General features: G+C 61.4%; 16 protein-coding genes. 12 read left to right on the top strand and 4 right to left on the bottom strand.

Going from position 1 to position 18,935, the window contains the following annotated elements:
* Window positions 1-141: 141 nt before the first annotated feature.
* Both LQR33_RS16815 and LQR33_RS16820 read left to right on the top strand, forming a co-directional pair.
* Window positions 142-2,145 carry a M13 family metallopeptidase gene (locus tag LQR33_RS16815; RefSeq protein WP_166440837.1) on the top strand — a complete coding sequence of 668 codons (2,004 nt, stop codon included), beginning with the start codon at window positions 142-144 and terminating at the stop codon, window positions 2,143-2,145.
* Between the two features lie 276 nt (window positions 2,146-2,421).
* Window positions 2,422-3,177 carry an endonuclease gene (locus LQR33_RS16820; protein ID WP_231469816.1) on the top strand — a complete coding sequence of 252 codons (756 nt, stop codon included), beginning with the start codon at window positions 2,422-2,424 and terminating at the stop codon, window positions 3,175-3,177.
* 71 nt (window positions 3,178-3,248) lie between these two features.
* On the opposite strand, the gene LQR33_RS16825 is transcribed toward LQR33_RS16820, so the two are convergent.
* The 3 genes from LQR33_RS16825 to dinG all read right to left on the bottom strand — a co-directional run bounded on the left by LQR33_RS16825 (window position 3,249) and on the right by dinG (window position 7,188).
* On the bottom strand, window positions 3,249-4,457 hold the full coding sequence (locus LQR33_RS16825; protein WP_221666382.1) for a porin: 1,209 nt from the start codon (window positions 4,455-4,457) through the stop codon (window positions 3,249-3,251).
* A 175-nt stretch (window positions 4,458-4,632) separates the two neighbouring features.
* A complete protein-coding gene (locus LQR33_RS16830; protein ID WP_046167115.1) occupies window positions 4,633-4,947 on the bottom strand; it encodes a DUF3579 domain-containing protein in 315 nt (104 codons plus the stop codon).
* A gap of 117 nt (window positions 4,948-5,064) precedes the next feature.
* Window positions 5,065-7,188, bottom strand: coding sequence for an ATP-dependent DNA helicase DinG (gene dinG / locus LQR33_RS16835; protein ID WP_166440834.1), 2,124 nt, complete (start codon window positions 7,186-7,188; stop codon window positions 5,065-5,067).
* 159 nt (window positions 7,189-7,347) lie between these two features.
* On the opposite strand from dinG, the gene LQR33_RS16840 reads away from it, so the two are divergent.
* From LQR33_RS16840 to LQR33_RS16860, 5 genes are all read left to right on the top strand, one after another.
* Window positions 7,348-9,306, top strand: a complete 1,959-nt coding sequence (locus tag LQR33_RS16840; RefSeq protein WP_221667885.1) for an aminotransferase class I/II-fold pyridoxal phosphate-dependent enzyme — start codon at window positions 7,348-7,350, stop codon at window positions 9,304-9,306.
* Window positions 9,307-9,495: 189 nt separating this feature from the next.
* Complete coding sequence (gene argF / locus LQR33_RS16845; protein WP_221666381.1) at window positions 9,496-10,419, top strand: ornithine carbamoyltransferase; 924 nt, start codon at window positions 9,496-9,498, stop codon at window positions 10,417-10,419.
* Between the two features lie 47 nt (window positions 10,420-10,466).
* Window positions 10,467-11,693: an argininosuccinate synthase gene (locus tag LQR33_RS16850; RefSeq protein WP_166440832.1), complete on the top strand. Its 1,227-nt coding sequence runs from the start codon at window positions 10,467-10,469 to the stop codon at window positions 11,691-11,693.
* Between the two features lie 82 nt (window positions 11,694-11,775).
* A complete protein-coding gene (locus LQR33_RS16855) occupies window positions 11,776-12,675 on the top strand; it encodes a DMT family transporter (RefSeq protein WP_231469817.1) in 900 nt (299 codons plus the stop codon).
* A 16-nt stretch (window positions 12,676-12,691) separates the two neighbouring features.
* The gene (locus tag LQR33_RS16860; RefSeq protein ID WP_021478097.1) at window positions 12,692-12,895 is read left to right on the top strand and encodes a DUF2788 domain-containing protein; all 204 of its coding nucleotides are present in this window, start codon (window positions 12,692-12,694) and stop codon (window positions 12,893-12,895) included.
* 92 nt (window positions 12,896-12,987) lie between these two features.
* Here LQR33_RS16860 and LQR33_RS16865 read toward each other — a convergent pair whose 3' ends face one another.
* Window positions 12,988-13,248 (bottom strand): hypothetical protein, encoded by a 261-nt coding sequence (locus LQR33_RS16865; protein WP_166440830.1) that lies wholly within the window; start codon window positions 13,246-13,248, stop codon window positions 12,988-12,990.
* Window positions 13,249-13,491: 243 nt separating this feature from the next.
* Between LQR33_RS16865 and LQR33_RS16870 the strand changes: the two genes are divergently transcribed.
* The 5 genes from LQR33_RS16870 to LQR33_RS16890 all read left to right on the top strand — a co-directional run bounded on the left by LQR33_RS16870 (window position 13,492) and on the right by LQR33_RS16890 (window position 18,907).
* Window positions 13,492-13,782 (top strand): hypothetical protein, encoded by a 291-nt coding sequence (locus LQR33_RS16870; RefSeq protein ID WP_221667882.1) that lies wholly within the window; start codon window positions 13,492-13,494, stop codon window positions 13,780-13,782.
* Window positions 13,783-13,844: 62 nt separating this feature from the next.
* Window positions 13,845-14,396: a transglycosylase SLT domain-containing protein gene (locus LQR33_RS16875; protein WP_231469818.1), complete on the top strand. Its 552-nt coding sequence runs from the start codon at window positions 13,845-13,847 to the stop codon at window positions 14,394-14,396.
* A gap of 154 nt (window positions 14,397-14,550) precedes the next feature.
* Window positions 14,551-15,141 carry an Ntn hydrolase family protein gene (locus LQR33_RS16880; protein ID WP_166440828.1) on the top strand — a complete coding sequence of 197 codons (591 nt, stop codon included), beginning with the start codon at window positions 14,551-14,553 and terminating at the stop codon, window positions 15,139-15,141.
* Complete coding sequence (hslO, locus tag LQR33_RS16885; RefSeq protein ID WP_221666378.1) at window positions 15,138-16,022, top strand: Hsp33 family molecular chaperone HslO; 885 nt, start codon at window positions 15,138-15,140, stop codon at window positions 16,020-16,022. Before LQR33_RS16880 ends, hslO begins: the two co-directional genes overlap by 4 nt.
* 263 nt (window positions 16,023-16,285) lie before the next feature.
* The gene (locus LQR33_RS16890; protein ID WP_231469836.1) at window positions 16,286-18,907 is read left to right on the top strand and encodes a M9 family metallopeptidase N-terminal domain-containing protein; all 2,622 of its coding nucleotides are present in this window, start codon (window positions 16,286-16,288) and stop codon (window positions 18,905-18,907) included.
* Window positions 18,908-18,935 lie beyond the last annotated feature (28 nt).

An 18,935-nucleotide genomic window follows, 5' to 3' on the forward strand; every position in this document is an offset into this window, starting at 1 on the left:
GCGGAGTCGCAGCGCTTGGGACTGACGAAGCTGGGCATCGTCGGGTCGGAACAGTTCTTGCAATAGACGGTCTGTAAGGATCGGACAGGAAAGGCAGCTTCGGCTGCCTTTCTTTTCTCGAAGCACGCATGGAGAAGTTCAATGAAGATGAAAGCGTTGGCGTTGGCTCTGCTGCTGGCAGGCCAGGCATGGGCGCATGGCGTATCCGGAATCGATGCCGCTAATTTCAATTCCAGCATTCGTCCGCAGGACGATATCTATCTGGCCGTCAACGGCAAGTGGCTCGATACGCATGAAATTCCGGCCAGTGAATCCTGGAGCGGCGCGTTCAAGGATCTGCGGGATCTGAGCGAAGCGCGGAGCCGCGAATTGATCGAGCAGGCTTCGGCTGGCCAGGCGAAGGATGGCAACGCGCAGAGGATCGGCGTCGCTTACGCCAGCTTCATGGATGAGGCCGCGGCGGAGAAAAAGGGCTTGCAGCCGATCGAACCGGATCTGCAGGCGATCACCCTGCTGGCGAGCCGCAATGAGCTGTTGAAATTGATCGGCGGCGGGCAGTCCGGCAACGTCAAGCTGCCGCTGGCCTTGTATGTGGGGATAGACGCCCGCGACGCCACCGCTTATTTGCCTGACCTGTACCAGAGCGGGCTGCTGATGCCTGATCGAGACTACTACTTGAGCAAGGATGCGCGTTTCGCCAAAGCGCGGGATGCCTATCAGGTTTATCTGAGCCGCTTGTTCCGCCTGGCTGGGTATGCACAGCCGGAGAAGCGCGCTAAACGGGTGATCGCGCTAGAAACCAAATTGGCTCAGCTGCAGCGCAGCAGAGTGGAAAACCGCGACCCGCAGAAAACCTACAACAAGACGACGCCGGCTCAATTGGCCAAACTGGCGCCCAAGCTTGATTGGCAGGGCTTTCTGTCCGCGGCCGGGATGTCCGGGATCTCCGCGCTGAATGTCAGCCAGCCCGAGTACGTGGCGGGCCTGGCTCAGCTGCTGCGCAAGGAGCCGTTGCTGAATTGGCAGGATTATCTGATCGCGCATACGCTGGACGGCTATGCGCCATACCTGAGCAAGGCGATGGTCGATGCCCGTTTCGATTTCCACGGCAAGGCCTTGTCCGGCACGCCAGAGCAGCGGCCGCGCTGGAAGCGGGGCGTGCAGTTGGTGGAGTCATCCTTGGGTGAGGCGTTGGGACAGTTGTATGTGTCCAAGTATTTCCCGCCGGAACACAAGCGCAAGATGGAGGAGCTGGTCGGCAATCTGATGCAGGCCTATCGTCAGAGCATCGATGGCTTGAGCTGGATGAGTCCGGCGACCAAGCAGGCTGCGCAGGTCAAGCTGTCCAAATACATGTTGAAAATCGGTTACCCCGATCATTGGCGCGATTATTCCGGCCTGGAACTCAAGTCCGATGATCTGGTGGGCAACGTCAAGCGCGCTAATCAGTTCGATTACCAGTGGCAGCTGTCGCATCTGGGCAAGCCGGTGGACCGGACGGAATGGGGCATGACGCCGCAGACGGTCAATGCCTATTACAATCCTTCCCAGAATGAGATCGTGTTCCCAGCCGCCATTCTGCAGCCGCCGTTCTTCAATGCCGCGGCGGACGATGCGGTCAATTACGGCGGCATCGGCGCGGTGATCGGGCATGAGATCAGCCATGGCTTCGATGATCAAGGCAGCCAGTTCGATGCCGACGGCAATCTGCGGGACTGGTGGACGGCAGAGGACAAGGCGCGCTTCCATGAGCTGACCAGCAAGCTGGTTGCGCAATACGACGCGTACGAGCCGCTGCCGGGCAAGCACATCAACGGCAAGCTGACCCTGGGAGAGAATATCGCCGACAACGTGGGTCTGCAGATCGCCTACAAGGCTTATCAGCTGTCGCTGGGTGGCAAACCCGCCCCGGTGATTGACGGCATGAGCGGCGATCAACGCTTTTTCTATGGCTTTGCCCAGGTTTGGCGCGGCAAGACTCGGGATGAAGCCATGTTGGCCAGGCTGGTATCCGACCCTCATTCGCCGGATGCGTTCCGGGCGATCGGCGCCACCTCGAACAGCGATGCTTTCCAGCACGCTTTCGAAGTGAAGCCGGGAGACAAGATGTATAAGCCGGAAGATCAGCGCATTCGCATCTGGTAAAGCGAATAGTGGCTGAAGAGTAGGGTTGAACGCGGGCAAGCGCTGGAATGAGCGCGCTTGTCTGCGTTTTCTTGTTATGGGCAGTGCGCGCAATGCGCGGCATTGTTTGCCTTGAGTTGCTTGAAGAGGAGCGATCAATAATCTGGCAATGGTATTGCTGTAATTGGTTTCGGTGCATACACTTCGTTGATGCACAAATTCATGCCTTTCATACTTGTCGCAGTCCTAACCGCTTGCGATTCGCATCAAATCAATCAGATAGCAAAATCTCCGGAAGTGAAACAGTTGGCCGCTTTGGGCGAGTCCATCCTGTCATCGGCGGCATCGCAGCAATCCGGCGCCGCGCCATCCCCAGTCAAGGCCGAGCCCTTGGTTAGCGGGGGCAAGGCGATCGGCCATCGCGACTTCGCCGCCGCCAAGCGCATTTTGCCGCGCGTGTACTCAGGCATGGAGGTGGACTTCTATTGCGGTTGCCGCTATCAGGGCAAGGCGGTCGATTGGCAGTCTTGCGGTTACCAGCCGCGCAAGTCCGAAGCGCGCGCCAGCCGCATCGAGTGGGAGCATGTGGTGCCGGCTTGGGTGTTGGGACACCAGCGCCAGTGCTGGCAGCAGGGCGGCCGCAAGGCCTGCGGCGATCAGGACCCGTTGTTCCAGATGGCCGAGGGCGATCTGAACAATCTGGTCCCGGCGGTGGGCGAAGTTAACGGCGACCGTGCCAATTTCGCCTACGGCGCCTGGGAGATTCATCCCCGGCCCATTTATGGGCAGTGCCAATCGCTGGTGGATTTCAAGCAAAAGCGGTTCCAGCCGCGGGAAGAGGTGCGCGGCGCGGCGGCGCGCATTACCTTGTACATGCATCAGCGCTATGGTTTGAGAATGAGTCAGCAGGACCGTCAGTTGATGTGCGCATGGGCGCGGCAACATCCGGTGGATGAGTGGGAGCGCCAGCGCAACAAACGCATCATGCAATGGCAGGGCGAGGGCAATTTCCTGGTTTCCCAGCCGGAGGAATTGAGCAGGGTTTGCGGCTGATCCGCTTTATCTCGACGATAAAAAACGCCACGGCATGCCGTGGCGTTTTTGATTTTCAGATCGAACCAGACTTAGAACGAAACCTTCATGCCCAGGCCGAAGGCTTGCGGGCTGCTGCCTGCGCCAAGGGTATTTTTGCTGGCGTCGGCAGAGTTGATGGTGTCGTATACCGGATTATTGGCAAAGTTGGCATTTGCCTTGGCATTATTGGTGATCTTGGTGTAGTAAGCCAGCAGCTGAGTGGTCTTGGACAGATTGTAAGTGCCGCCCAGAATCCACTGTTTGGCCTTGTAGTCGTCGCCATTGGTGCCTGCGGAGACGTTCTTCAGGCTACCTAATTGACCATAGGCCAGCTTGATGGAGGCTGCGCCGAAGTCTTGGCCCAATGCAATTTGCCAGTCATCTTGTTTCAGCTGCGAGCCTGCGGCGTTGTCGTAAGTGGCCCACTCATAAACACCACCAATGTACGTGCCGAAATCAAACTTGTAGCTGCCGGCGATGTTGTACAGGCTGACGTTTTTGCCGGAATAGCCGGTCTTTACGGAGTTGGAGTTGCCAGACACTGCGCTGTCATAGCGGCGATCCCAGCCAGTGCTCAAATTCAAGCTTTGCCAGTTGTATGCCAAGCCAAGGGACAGACGTTTGGCATCGGTAGCTGAGCCATTGCTAGGTGTGGATAGATCGGTTACACGTGCTTCATCCACGCCCCAAGAGGCTCCGAGCTGGAAGCCGGACCATTTTGGTGAATACCATTGGATAGAGTTCTTCAGGCGTTCTTCGCCACGGCCGTTCACCGAGGACTTGCCGAAGTTGTCTGCTGTTGTGTTCACCATGACGTCGATGCCCAGCGCGCTATTGCTGCTGCCGGACAACGTCTTGTATGCAGAATCATAGTTACCCAACAGCACCTTGCCGAAGTCAGCGCTTTCGAGGCCAACGAAGGTATTGCGGGTTCCAAGCGTTGCAGACTGGCCGGCATCATTGGTGCCGCCTTGCTCGAAATTGCGCAGGCTGCTTTCCACTTGCCAGATGGCCTTCAGGCCATTGCCCAGATCCTCGTTGCCTTTGAATCCAATACGGGAGTTGTGGTCAACGATACGAGTGCGGGTATTGTACGGAGTGAAAGTCACGCCATTGTTGCTGCTGGCGGGCGTGCTTGTGCTGGCCTTGGTGGACTCAATGCCTGCGCTCAGGAAGCCATAGATGGTGACGTCGGCGTGAGCTGCGACCGGTATGACGAAAAGCGATGCAACGATTGCTGCCAGATTCTTCTTTTGCATGATGAACTCCAAGTCAAGTCTGTGGTTCTGTTGTGAAGCAGTGAAGAGACCGTGTCCGGTTTTGGCAACGCTTGCACGGCTGCTTCACGACTTTGTATTAGTTTAGCCACAGAATATGACGGGAGTGTTGCGAAGACTGGTAAAAAGAGTGGTGTCGATGAGACGCCTGTTGCGATTATGCCGAAAACTTGTTCGGATAGACCTCATCGATCAGTGTCCGACAATCGACTACGCGCAGATCATTGTCTTTTGCAAAGTCCATCAGGAACTGAAAGATTTGCGGATAGATTTTTTCCAGCTTCTTGTCCACGGCGACGCAGCGCACGCCCTCCAGCAGCATGGGGCGGACAAAGGCATGGTAGGACAGCTTCTGATTGGTGTCGAAGGAGGCCAGGATGCCCGCCAGTCGCTCAGCCCAATCGCTGGGGCGGAAAGTGCGGCCTTCTGAGGTCAGGCCCTGGATCACGATTTCGTACGGATTGCAGATCATGGCGGTGGAACCAGTGTGTTTGCTTTTGGTGTAGCCTGTTTTGTTGTCCGTGCTAAGACGTTTTTTCTAGGCCGACGACTTTTACTTATGCGAAAGTTTCGTGATCATACCTGAAAATCATATGCGCTTGAATGGCGGCAGCGAAGCCAGCAGCTTTTTGCCGTAACTTTGTCGCGTCAAGCGGTTGTCCAGAATGGTCACCCGACCGTAATCGCGTTCGGTTCTGATCAAACGGCCCACGGCTTGAACCAGCTTGATCGACGCTTCCGGCACTGTCAGCTCGATGAAGGGGTTGCCGCCGCGCTTCTCGATCCAGCGGGACAGCGTTTTGCCCACCGGGTCGTCCGGCATCGCGAACGGCAGCTTGGCGATGATCACGTGCACGCAGCTCTCTCCCGGCAGGTCCAGTCCTTCCGAAAACGAATCCAGCCCGAAAATCACGCTGGCCTGCTGGTCTTTCAGCCGCTGGTGATGGGTGTTCAGCAGTGTGCGCTTGGGAATGTCGCCCTGGATCAACAGTCTGTCCCGCAAGTCCGCGGGCAGACCTGAGCCCACTTCCTGCATCTGTTTGCGTGATGAGAACAGCACCAGCGTGCCCACCGGCTCTTTCAGGTCGATCAGCTTGGGCAGCCATTCGATGATTTCGCGGGTATGGCCGCCGGGGTCTTTGGGGCTGGCCAGCAGCGGCGGCAGGTAGAGCTCGCCCTGTTCGTCGAAGTTGAACGGCGATTCCAGCGCCATGCAGCTGACCTTGGGCAGCCATTTCAGGCCAGTCTGCGACAGCAGCAGCTCGAAATCGCCGAGCGAGCGCAGCGTGGCCGAGGTGAGGATGGCGCCGGCGGCGCGGCGCCACAGCGTGGCGGCCAGGCTGGCGGCGGCGCTGACTGGCGAGGCCGAGAACAGGTAGTCGCCCTTGCCCTCGGCGCGGCGGGTGATCCATTTAGCGATCGGCGGCGCGTTTTCCGGGGTTTCGGTATCGAACAGATCCCATACGGCCATCAGCTGTTCGGCGCGGCCGATCAGGAAACCCAATTCGGTAGCGGTTTTGTCCAGATCCACATCCCCGCTCTTGTCCTTGCGGGCCTCGGATAGCGCGTTGCCCATATCATCCAACTGTTTGGACAGCGCGCGGGCGGAAATCGCCATATTGGCCGCCGAGGTTTTCAGCCGTTCCGGCAATACGCCGTCTTCGATCAGCCAGGAGGGTTCCAGATTGTCGCTGCTGGCGGCCAGCGAGTCTTCGCTGCCCAGCAGCCATTGCCATTCGGTCAGCGTCTCCACGCAGGCGGCGGCGGAGTCGATGGCATTGCTGGCCAGTTCGGCCTTGCCGGTGTGCGCTTCGGCGTGCACGACCACCGCGCCCACCTTGTCCAGCCAGCCCAGCGCCTGGCCCAGCGAGTGCTCGGCGGCGAACTGGTTGACCGCCTTCTTCGCCAGATGGTGCGCCTCGTCTATGCAGTAGAAGCTTTCTTCTGGGGCGGGCAGGATCACGCCGCCTCCCATCGAGACGTCGGCCAGCATCAGGTCATGGTTGGCCACTACCACATCGACGTTTTCAAGGGTGTCGCGGGCGAGGTAGAACGGGCATTCGACGCGGTTGGGACAGGCGGTTTTCAGGCAGCCGTGGCGGTCATTGGTGACGCGCGCCCACAAGCCGTCTTCCACGATGCTGTCCCAGGTGTCGCGGTCGCCGTTCCATTTGCGGTAATGGAAGGCGTCGGCCATCGCGCTCAGCGCGTCCAGCTCGGCCTGTTCCGGCTTGTGGTCCCACAGCGCCATCATCGGGTCGGGCTGCAGCAGGCTCTGCTGCGAGTGCTGGGCGGTGAGGCCGTACAGGCGATACGGGCACAGATAGCGGCCGCGGCCCTTGGCCAGAGCGAAGGTCAGCGGCAGACCGCTGTTTTCGACGACGAAGGGCAGGTCGCGGTTGACCAGTTGTTCCTGCAGCGCCACGGTGGCGCTGGTGACTACCAGCTTTTTACCGCGCGCGCGCGCCATCACGCCGCCAGCCAGCAAATAGGCCAGGCTCTTGCCGACGCCGGTGGGGCCCTCGATCACCGTAATGCTTTCGCCTTCGCGCTCCGGCCAGTCGTCGCCGACCTTTTCCTGGGCGCGCGACAAGGCATTGGCGATTTCAGCCAGCATGCGGCGTTGCGAGGCGCGCGGCCGGAAGCCCGGCAGGCGGTCGGAAATGGCGCGGTAATGGTCGCGGATTGAGTCTTTTTCGGCGTCGGTCAGCATGGGCGCGATTGTACCGCATGCGACCGTTGTGCGCCTGCATAATGACGGCGGGCACAAGATGTGGATAGGATAGGAGACAAACAAAAATACAGAACAGCGCGTACGTCCGGACAGACGCTAAAAACAAGTGCGCGGCAAACAGCAAGAGGAGAAACCTTCATGAAACCCGTTAGCCGCGTTGTCGTGGTCAGCGACGATGTGACATGGCAGGCCGAAGTGCTGGCCGGTCTGGGAGCCGCCGCGGTGCGGCTGGAGAATCCATTTGGCTTGACCTTCGTCCCCGCCTGCACCACGGCGGAGACGATGGATCTGATCGCCCGCGACGGCGAAGTCCAGGTGGTATTGGTGGATCGGCAGCTGAAAGGCACCGCCAACGGCGAGGCCGCGGCCCAGCTGGCGAACCGCATCAGCGATTTTCGCCCGGAGATATCGCTTTACGTCTTCTTGCAGGACGACGACGAGCGGGCGCTGGTGGAAGAGCTGGCCAGCCATGCGGTGGATGGCTATTTCTATCGCGACGAGGCCGATTTCAACGGCTGGTTCCGCATTCTGGTGGCGGAGCTGGCGGAAAAGTCGGCGACGCCGTTCTACGACAAACTCAAGCAATACGTGCGGATGGCCAAGGATTCCTGGCACACGCCCGGCCATTCCGGCGGCGATTCGCTGAAAGGCAGCAACTGGGTCGGCGATTTCCACGATTTCGTCGGCGAGCACCTGTTGCGGGCGGATTTGTCGGTATCGGTGCCGATGCTGGATTCGCTGCTGCACCCGACCGGCGTCATCGCCGAGGCGCAGATGCTGGCGGCCAAGGCCTTCGGCGCGCGCAAGACCTATTTCGCCACCAACGGCACCTCAACCTCCAACAAGGTGATCTTCCAGACGCTGCTGGCGCCGGGCGACAAATTGCTGCTGGACCGCAACTGTCACAAGTCGGTGCATCACGGCGTGATCCTGTCCGGCGCGCGGCCGGTGTATCTGGATTCGTCTATCAATCGCCAGTACGGCATCTTCGGTCCGGTGCCCAAGACCACCATCTACCAGGCGATTGACGACAATCCGGACGCGAGGGTGCTGATTCTTACCTCTTGCACCTACGATGGCCTGCGTTACGACCTCAAGCCCATCATCGAGGCAGCGCATGAGAAGGGCATCAAGGTGATCGTCGACGAGGCCTGGTATGGTTTCGCGCGCTTCCACCCCGCGTTCCGACCGACGGCGCTGGAATCGGGCGCCGACTACGTGACCCAGAGCACGCACAAGGTGCTGTCGGCGTTCTCGCAGGCCAGCATGATCCACGTCAACGACCCGCGTTTCGACGAGCACCTGTTCCGCGAAAACTTCAATATGCACGCGTCCACCAGTCCGCAGTACAGCCTGATCGCCAGCTTGGACGTGGCGCGCAAGCAGGCGGTGACCGAGGGTTACCGTTTGCTGGACCGCACCTTGAAGCTGGCGCAGGAGCTGCGCGAGAAAATCAACTCCACCGGCGCTTTCCGCGTGCTGGAACTCGACGATCTGCTGCCGCCGGAGGTGCAGGAGGACGGCATTCTGCTGGATCCGACCAAGTTGACGGTGGATTTCAGCCGTTCCGGCTTCACCGCCGACGAGCTGCAGCAGGCGCTGTTCGAGCGCTACAACATTCAAGTGGAGAAGTCGACGTTCAGCACCATCACGCTGCTGTTAACCATAGGCACCACCCGCAGCAAGCTGTCCCGCCTGTACGACGCGATGCTGCGCCTGGCCAAGGAGGGGCGTCCGCCGCGGGCGTTGGGGCGCATGCCGGAAATTCCGCATTTCTCGCGCCTGGCCTGCCTGCCGCGCGACGCTTTCTACGAGGCCGGCGAGCGCTTGCCGCTGCTGGACGACGACGGGCGGCCGAATCCGGCGCTGAGCGGGCGGGTGTGCTGCGACCAGATCGTGCCGTATCCGCCCGGCATTCCGGTGCTGGTGCCGGGACAGGTGGTGGACGACACCATCCTGGCCTATCTGGCGCGGCTGCAGAAGACGCAGAAAAGCATTGAAATGCATGGTTTGGCAGAGGACGGCGGCGAATTCTATCTGCGCGTGCTGAAGCCGCAGGAGCTGGCGGAATTGCCGGGACGCAGTTTGTTCAATTGAATGCTTGTCAGGCAGGAGGATTTCCGATAAATATAACAAATGTCGCATTTCTGTAAATCATGCCTTTGTATTTGCAGGGGGCGATATTTGTAAAGTGACTTGAGATTAGCGTGTAGTAATGTGCCGTTGCGCATGAAACCACCTCTCGGTGTTGCACGCGCAGCGGCCTCTTTTTTTGATTGGAGCATCATGACGTCCGTAAGGCATTACCTTCAGTTCAGCGACCTTTCTCCCGACGAGTACCATCATCTCTTCGAGCGAAGCCGGGTTCTGAAGCGACGACAAAGCGCCGGCGAGTTGCATCGGCCGCTGGTCGGCAAGGTGATGTCCATGGTGTTCGAAAAGAATTCCACCCGTACCCGCGTCTCTTTCGAGGCCGGCATGGCGCAGCTGGGCGGCCACGCGATGTTCCTGGACACCAAGAGCTCGCAGATCGGCCGCGGCGAGCCGATCGAGGACACGGCGCGCGTGCTGTCCCGGATGAGCGACATCATCATGATCCGGACCTTCGAGCAGGGCCTGGTCGAGCGGCTGGCCGCGCATTCCCGCGCGCCGGTGATCAATGGCCTGACCAACGAGTACCACCCGTGCCAGATATTGGCCGACATCTTCACCTATGTGGAGCGGCGCGGTTCGATCAAGGGCAAGACCGTTGCCTGGATCGGCGACGGCAACAATGTATGCCGCACCTGGCTGCAGGCCGCGCGCGTGCTCGGCTTCAAGCTGAGGGTAGCGTCGCCGCTTGGTTACGAGCTGAAGCCGCTGGACGGCCATTATTACGGCTCGGACGTGCTGGAACTGACCCAGGATCCGGTACGCGCCGCGCATGGCGCCGACATCGTCACCACCGACGTGTTCACCAGCATGGGCTTCGAGGCCGAGCAGAAGGCCCGCCAGGAGGCTTTCTCCGGCTACCAGGTGACGGCGGAGCTGATGAAGCATGCCAAACCGGACGCGCTGTTCCTGCACTGCCTGCCCGCGCATCGCGGCGAGGAGGTGGCGGCCGAGGTGATAGACGGTCCGCAGAGCGTGGTCTGGGAAGAGGCTGAAAACCGCATGCACGTGCAAAAGGCCCTGATCGAATATCTGTTGCTGGGGCACCGCGAGGACTGAGTCCCGCCCGGCAATCGATAAACAAACAACGAGTGGAAAGAGAAGCAATGTCTGACATCAAGAAAGTGGTTTTGGCGTATTCCGGCGGTCTGGATACCTCGGTGATCCTCAAGTGGCTGCAGGACGAGTACAAGTGCGAAGTGGTGACCTTCACCGCCGACATCGGCCAGGGCGAGGAAGTGGAGCCGGCGCGCCAGAAAGCGGTATCGCTGGGCATCAAGCCGGAGAACATCTTCATTGAGGATCTGCGCGAAGAGTTCGTCCGCGACTATGTCTTTCCGATGTTCCGCGCCAATACCATTTACGAAGGCGAGTACTTGTTGGGCACCTCCATCGCCCGGCCGCTGATAGCCAAGCGCCAGATCGAAATCGCGAACCAAGTGGGCGCCGACGCGGTATCGCACGGCGCCACCGGCAAGGGCAACGACCAGGTGCGCTTCGAGCTGGGCTATTACGCGCTGAAGCCGGACGTGAAGGTGATCGCGCCGTGGCGCGAATGGGACCTGTTGTCGCGCGAGAAACTGCTGGCCTATGCCGAAACCCACGGCATCGACATCAGCAAGAAGAAAAACGGCGGCAGCCCGTACTCGATGGACGCCAATCTGCTGCACATCTCCTACGAAGGCACCGTGCTGGAGGATCCGGCGCAGGAGCCGGAAGAGGATATGTGGCTGTGGAGCGTGAGCCCGGAGAACGCGCCGGATCAGGCCGAGTACGTGGAGCTGGAATACCGCAAGGGCGACATCGTCGCCATCGGCGGCCAGGCGCTGAGCCCGGCCGCGGTGCTGACCGAGCTGAATCGTCTGGGGAACAAGCACGGCATCGGACGGCTGGACATCGTCGAAAACCGCTATGTCGGCATGAAGTCGCGCGGCTGCTATGAAACCCCGGGCGGCACCATCATGCTGAAGGCGCACCGCGCCATCGAGTCCATCACCCTGGACCGCGAAGTGGCCCACCTGAAGGATGAGCTGATGCCCAAGTACGCGCAGCTGATCTACACCGGCTACTGGTGGAGTCCGGAGCGCGCGATGCTGCAGCAGATGATCGACGCCTCGCAAGCCACGGTGAACGGCTGGGTGCGGCTGAAGCTGTACAAGGGCAATGTGATCGTCGTTGGCCGCGAGTCCAAGACCGATTCCCTGTTCGATCCGACCATCGCCACCTTCGACGAGGACGGCGGCGCTTACAACCACGCCGACGCGGCCGGCTTCATCCGCCTGAACGCGCTGCGGATGCGCATCGCCGCCAATGCGCGGAGCAAGCGCGGCTGATATAATTGATTAATACCGTTGACATGGCGGCCATCCGGCCGCCATTTTTCGTTCTTTAAGCAGGCAAAGAGAGGCGTTGCGCATGCGGGCGAGCAGCTGGATACCGTGGGTTTTCGTCGTGTTGTGGAGCACTGGCTTCACCGGCGCCAAGCTCGGCTTGCCGTATTGCGGGCCGTTTACTTTCCTGGCGATCCGGATGGCGCTGACCTTGCTGTGCTTCGCGGCGTTGCTGGCCGTGCTGCGCCCTGCATGGCCGACGTTCGAGCAGGCGCGGCGGCAGTGGGTGAGCGGCGGCATGCTCCATGGCGGCTATCTGGGTTGCCTGTTCGCGGCGATCAAGTTGGGCGTGCCAGCCGGCCTGGCGGCGCTGATCATGGGCATGCAGCCATTGTTGACCGCCCTGATTTCCTGGCGGCTTGGCGAGAAACGTTTTCGCGCTATCCAATGGCTGGGCATGGCGTTGGGGCTTGCCGGCACGGCGCTGGTGATCGCGGGCAGCCAGGGCGTAGCCCTGGCTGGCGGCGCCGGCGCGGCCTTCGTGATCGCCGGCTTGCTGCTGATTACCGGCGGCACGCTGTACCAGCGCTACCGCGGCGGCGGCGCGCATCCGGTCGCGGGCGCGTTTCATCAGTATCTGTCCGCGCTGGCGGTGACTGGCGCATTGGCCTTGCTGTTCGAGCGGGGAGTGCCGGTGGTGTGGAGCGGGGAGTTCATCTTCGCCTTGGGCTGGAGCGTGACGATGTTGTCGGTGCTGGCGGTTCTGCTGTTGTTGCGCATGCTGCGCGACGGTGATGTCAGCCGGGTGGCGGCCTACCTCTATCTGGTGCCGGGTCTGACAGCCGTCCAGGCCTGGTGGTTGTTCGACGAGCGCTTGAGCCCGGCCGCGATGGGGGGTATCGTACTGGCAGCCGTCGGCGTGGTCTTGGTGCTGCGCGGCGGGGATTTTCGTTTACCGGGCCGCCTGAAGAGCGGTCGGAACTGAGCAGAGGCGGAGAAACGTGTCGGAAGAGCAATTCACCAATATTTCGCTGGTGGTGTGCCTGACTGGGCTGATCATTTTCATGGGCTTCATCATCTGGGACTTGGGCAAGAAGTCCAAGGCCGGAAAGACTGGCATGATCGTTTTATTTCTGGTGCTGGGGTTTGGCGTCACCGGATTTGTCTTCAAGAACATCCTGGTGGAGTTTATGCTGAGCAAGTAGGCATGGCTGTGGATTTGGGCGGAAGGTTTCGCCCGGCTGAAGGTTTAAAAGCCAAGCCCCGCATTGCGCGGGGCTTGGCTTTTTTCAGAGGGTCAGGCGATTTTGGCGCAGAGCGCCGTGTCGGTTCTGGGCTTGCGGACCTCCGGATGGTCAATGCGCACCACCTGCATCATCGCCATGTCCTTCAGGCGACGGCGCAAGGGATGAGTGTCGGCCGCGGCCTCAACAATGCCCTCGGCTTCGTCTGCTGAAGCCTGCTGATTATCCTGAATCTGCTGCTTCTCGAACCAGGTCAGGGGGCGCTGCAGGATGGCCTCCAACGGCTCATCCAGTTCGAAGTTGCTGTCAAGCATGGCACTCACCTCTTTGGAAGGGGTCTCCGCCTTTGGCTGATGGCTGGGGCGGGCTGAACATTGCCCTTGTATCTTACGAGGCTAGAAGGGTTTTGTTTATAAGTAGGAACCGCTAGTTTTACGAGGAATGTCCGGAAGAACAGTAATTTAGCGCGCTTGTCCGACAGTGTAATCTGTCAGCGGGCTGCGGCGGGCGATGATCGGTAAGCTGATCCTGTATTCATGACAGGAGGACTGATCATCATGTTTGGCAAGCTGCGCGATTACCGCTTGTATGTGCTGACTCTGCCCGCTTTGGCGGGTTTGTGCTGGATAGACCGCGTCGTCGCCGTCACCTGGCTGCAACTGGGCCTGGCCTTGCCGGTGCTGGTGGGCGTGGCGTTGCTGCTGCGCAAGGTGTTGTTCCATTCCGATGTCAGCCAGGCGGCCGATCTGGCGCTGGCTTCGCCGGTGGGGGCGTCGCTGGTGGTGCTGGCCGACAGGCTGTTCATGGCCGCCGTGTTGCTGGCGGGCGTGCTGTGGCTGCGGGGCTGAGCGTTGGCGCTCTGGCCTTGCTGCCGCTGTTGAATGCCGCCGCGACGCAGCATTGGCCTGACATGCCGTCGCGTTCCGTGCTGGCGGCCCAGGTGGAGCAGGAGAGCGGATGGTGCGAGCGGGCGGTGCTGAAGACTTCCCGCGAGTACGGCGCCGGGCTCGGCCAGTTCACCAAGGCGTATCGGGAAGATGGCGGCGTGCGCTTCGACGCGATCCGGGAGATGGCGGCGCGCCATCCGGAGCTGCGGGGCTGGGGCTGGCAGAACGCCTTCGATCCTCATTATCAGCTGACGGCGATGGTGCTGAAAAATCGCGATAACTATCGGCTGATACGCTGGGCCGAGGGCGAAGACCGGCTGGCGATGATGGACGCCGCCTACAATTCCGGCTTCGGCTCGGTGCTGCAGCGCCGCCGCTTGTGCGCCAATATGACGGCTTGCGATCCGGCGCGCTGGTTCGGCGGGCTGGACAAGGCCAGCGGCCAGTCCAGGCGCAGGCAGGCCGGTTACGGGCAGTCGTTCGCCGACATCACCAACACCCATGTCCGCAACGTGATGGTGGTCAGAAGGGGCAAGTATCGGTCCTATTTCGGCGAAGTGGTCGGGTCGCGTTGAACCGGGCGGCGCTCTTGGGGGCGCTGTCTTTCGCGCGTCGGCTTGCCGGGCGCTTATGGTAGAATCACCGGTTTCGCTTTGCGCCGGGATTGCAAAATGCCGGCTTCGGTCCCATCTTGAAGGACTGTTTTCAAGAATATGACAAGGTAGCCGCATGACAACCATCGTGGCCGTGCGCAAGGGCGACCAGATCGCCATCGCCGCCGACAGCCAGACCACTTTCGGCGACGATCAGAAGCTTCTCGCGCCGTACGACTGTTTCCACAACAAGATTTTCCGCCACGGCGACAACTATCTGGCCGTGTCCGGCTCCGCAGCGCACGACCTGGTGCTGCAGGGCGCGTTGAAAGAGCTGAAGAAAAAGGATTTGAGCAGCCGCCAGGGCATCTTCGAAACCTTCCGCAAGCTTCACCCCAAGCTGAAAGACGCGTTCTATCTGCGTCCGGAGGAAGATGAAGAAGATCCGTACGAATCCAGCCAGATGATGGTGGTGATCGCGAACGCGCACGGCATTTTCGGCGTGTATCCGATGCGCGAGATCTACGAATTCTCCCGCATCTGGGCAATCGGTTCGGGCCGCAAGTTCGCGATGGGCGCGATGCACGCGGTCTACGACCAGGATCTGTCCGCCCGGGAAATCGCCGAAATCGGCGTGCGCGCCGGCTGCGAATTCGACGTCAGCTCCTCGCTGCCGATGTCTGTCTACACCGTTGAAGCGGCCGCCGGGGCGGCCAAGGAAGCATGAATATGAACCATCACGACAAACTGCAACGATTCCTGTTCGACGGCGCGCCGGCGCGCGGCGCGCTGGTGCGCCTGGACGGCGCCTGGCAGCAGGTGCTGGCGCGGCGGGCCTACCCGCAGGCGCTCAAGACCGTGCTGGGCGAGATGATGGCGGCCTCGGTGCTGATGGCGGCCAACTTGAAGTTCGACGGTTCGCTGATTCTGCAGATCCACGGCACCGGCGCGCTGAAGCTGGCGGTGGTCGAGTGCAACAACGACCGCACCGTGCGCGCCACCGCCAAGTGGGATGGCGAGCTGGATGACAAGCCGCTGGCCGAGCTGCTGGGCGAGGGCGGCAAATTCGTGCTGACGCTGGAGCCGCGTCTGGACAAGAACCAGACCTGGCAAGGCATCGTGGCGCTGGAGGGAGATTCCGTCGCCCGGATGCTGGAAAACTACATGCTGCGCTCCGAGCAGCTGGACACCGCGCTGATCCTGGCCAGCGGCGGCAATACCGCCGCCGGCATGCTGCTGCAGCGTCTGCCGGAAGGCCATGGCGAGGCCGAGGGCTGGGATCGCGTCCAGATGCTGGGCCGCACGCTGAAGGCGGAAGAGCTGCTGGAGCTGGGCGCCGAGGACATTCTGCATCGTCTGTTCCATGAGGAGCAGGTGCGGGTGTTCGAGCAGGAAACCGTCAGCTTCAACTGCAACTGCTCGCGCGAGCGCGTCAGCAATATGCTGACCATGCTGGGCGGCCAGGAAGTGGGCGATGTGCTGCTGGAGCAGGGAAGCGTGGAAATCGTCTGCGACTACTGCAACCAGCGTTATGTGTTCGATGAGGAAGACGTCAACCAGTTGTTCGACTACGACGTGGTGGCGGCGGCGCGCGAAGCGCGCCATTAATGCCCGCAACTTCCGTTCAAAAAAGCCGCGCATGCGGCTTTTTTTGTATTTTCTTAAGTCGAAATTGGGCGTGAAAATTAACTGACCTGTTTTGTTGTTTAAGATCACGATCCGGCCTTAAACACAATATTCAATATCAGTGATATCCATTATGCTTCGCGACGCTTGGCCAATTAGCCTGGCGTCATTTGAACAAGCCATTGGATGACTGAATGAATACAACAACACTACCGCGTCGGTATCGGGCGTGGGGACTTTCCGTGATGGTGCCGCTGGCCTTGTCCGCTTGCCTGACGACGACAGGCGGCGAACAAGCCGGCGTGCAGCAACCCGCGCCTCAGGCCAATCAGCCCAGCGCGCGCTATTCCTCCCACTCTCCGGCCTTGTCGGAAAAACCGGATTACCCGCACGGCCTGCCGCCGGCTGCGCCGGATAACGGCGGCGCGCAGCCGCCGGCCAAACCTCAGGGCCAGCAAGGCCAGATCGCGCGCAAGGCGGCCCGGATGGATGTCGCCGCGCCGGCCTATGCCGACTGCGACGAGGCCAAGCTCGGCCAGCTGTCCGGCCAGGCGCTGGTGCGTTACGTGGCCAGCGTGGACGGCACTTGCATGAACCGCCTGTTCCAGGCGGACAACTTCAGCTACCGCGTGGTGTCGCCGGCCAATATGCAGCTGGTGGCGGCCGAAGCGCGCCAACGCGCGACCGCCTGGGATGGGCAGAACGCCAATGGCCTGTGGCCGCTGGCGGTGTTCCTGAAGGCGGGTTACTTCCTGCAGTACAGCCACGCCAAGGAAGTGGGCGACTACGGCCCGGCAGTGGATCAGCCGGTGATGCAGGTGGTGGAGGCGATGGCCGCCAATCCGGCGCTGTGGAACGTCAAGGCCATCGACAGCCGCGGCGACCGCGACGCCTGGTTCCGCGAGCGCGATGCTAGGCAGAGCGTGGCGGAAACGCTGATCCTGGCCGATTCGGTGCGCAAGGCCGAGTATGCGCTGCCGCTGCTGAACCGCTTCTTCGGCCGCTACAACGCCGCCGCCAAGGATAATTGGGCGCGCTTCGCGCTGCATCCGATGCAGACGCTGCTGTTCAATATGCATTACCAGCCCGAGTTCGCCCAGAAGGTGGAAAAGGGCCAGCTCGACGGACTGGTGGCCAGCCTGGCAGGGCTGACTCGCGCCGGCCAGCCGGCTTTCGCCGACGAGCAGATGTTCCTCAACACCCTGCGCGAAACCGGCCGCTTCATGCAATACCCGCGCACCGCGCCGCAAGCTGAATCCGCCGTCGCCCTGCATCTGAAGGGCGAGAAGTTCGGCGCCGCCTGGGCCGAGGCCGTGTACGCGCTGAAGAAGATGGGCAAGGTGCCGTGCGAACGCTACGGCATCTGCCAGGCCGAGCAGGAGCTGCGCGCCAGCCTGTTCCCCAACCGCTGGAGCTTCGACAACGGCAAGCTGGTGTTCGAAACCCCGCTGAGCCTGGCCGAGGTGGAGCCGCTGTACTATGCGATGAAGCAAGTGCAGACCCAGCTGTTCCGCGTGGCCGGCACCAAGGAGGCGGTGGCGAACGATCCCAATGAAAAGCTGAAGATGGTGATCTACGGCACCAAGACCGCCTACCAGCGTTTCCAGGGCCTGCTCAATGAGCTGTCCACCGACAACGGCGGCATCTACATCGAGAAGGACGGCACTTTCTACACCTTCCAGCGCGAAGTCCCGCGCGAAAGCTATCTGACCCTGGAAGAGCTGGTGCGCCACGAGTATGTGCATTATCTGTCCGGCCGCTACATCCAGCCGGGCATGTGGGGCACGTCCGAGTTCTACCGCGACGACCGCCGCATGCCTTGGTACGACGAAGGCTTTGCCGAATTCATGGCCTGGAGCACTTCGCGTGACGGCATCAAGGTGCGCGGCCACGTGGTGGACGTGGTGGCGAACGGCTGGCCGAACAGCTTCCTGGAGCCGTCCCGCATCATGCGCTCCAGCTATAGCGACGGCTGGGACTTCTACAGCCACTCCGCGCTGTGGTTCTACTATCTGAACCAGCAGCAGCCGGGCAAGATCGCCGACATCCTGGCCTCGCTGCGCGCCGACGACGTCAAGCGTTTCGACGCGCTGGTGAACAGCATGGGCGGCGACGCCGCGCTGGTGTCGGGTTTCCGCCAGTACGTGGATCAGCAGGTGCAGTTGGCCAAGTCCGGCCAGATGGGCAACACCTCCACCGCCGAAGGTGTGGACTGGGTGGCCAAGGACAAGTGGCAGGCCGGCGACGCTTCGGTGGTGGAAGCCGCGCTGCGCCGCTCTCTGCCGGTGGGCTGCCAGGTGTGGGCCGATGGCGAAACCAGCGCGCTGCGCCGCTTCGAGTGCGGCGGCACGTTGCCGCTGTCCGCCAGCGACAACACCCGCGCGCGCCAAGAGCTGGACAAGCTGCTGGACGGCGCGCTGCAGAGCCTGGTCAAGACCTCGGGCCTCAACAATCTGATGGCGACCAACTGCTCGGCCACCGACTACGACTTCAAGCGCAAGACCGCGGTGCTGCGCTGCGAAGGCCCGCTGGGCCCGGCCGGCAGCGCCAAGCCGCAGCCGCCGCAAACCGGCGAGCTGAACTTGGCCAAGCTGAGCTACGGCGGCCCGGCGCGCTGCTTGCGCGGCCAGTTTGAAGGCGTGGGCGGCGTCGAGCGCTACCAACTGGTGCAAGCGCCGCAGCTGGGCCGCGCGGCGGTGTCCGACTGGGGTTCGTTCACCTATCGCCGCGACCTCGACCAACCGGGCGTGGCCGACAAGATGACCGTCCGTCTCAGCAAGGGCGCGCTGGTGCGCGATGTGGTGGTGGAGCTGAACGCTACCCCGCGCGACATGCCTGAAGAGCAGTGCTGGGCGCAGGCGGGTTGATTGGTTCCTCTTTATTGGAGAACTAGAA

Origin of the sequence: Chromobacterium piscinae (genome assembly GCF_021129175.1) — a bacterium.
Classification (GTDB): Bacteria; Pseudomonadota; Gammaproteobacteria; order Burkholderiales; family Chromobacteriaceae; genus Chromobacterium; species Chromobacterium piscinae.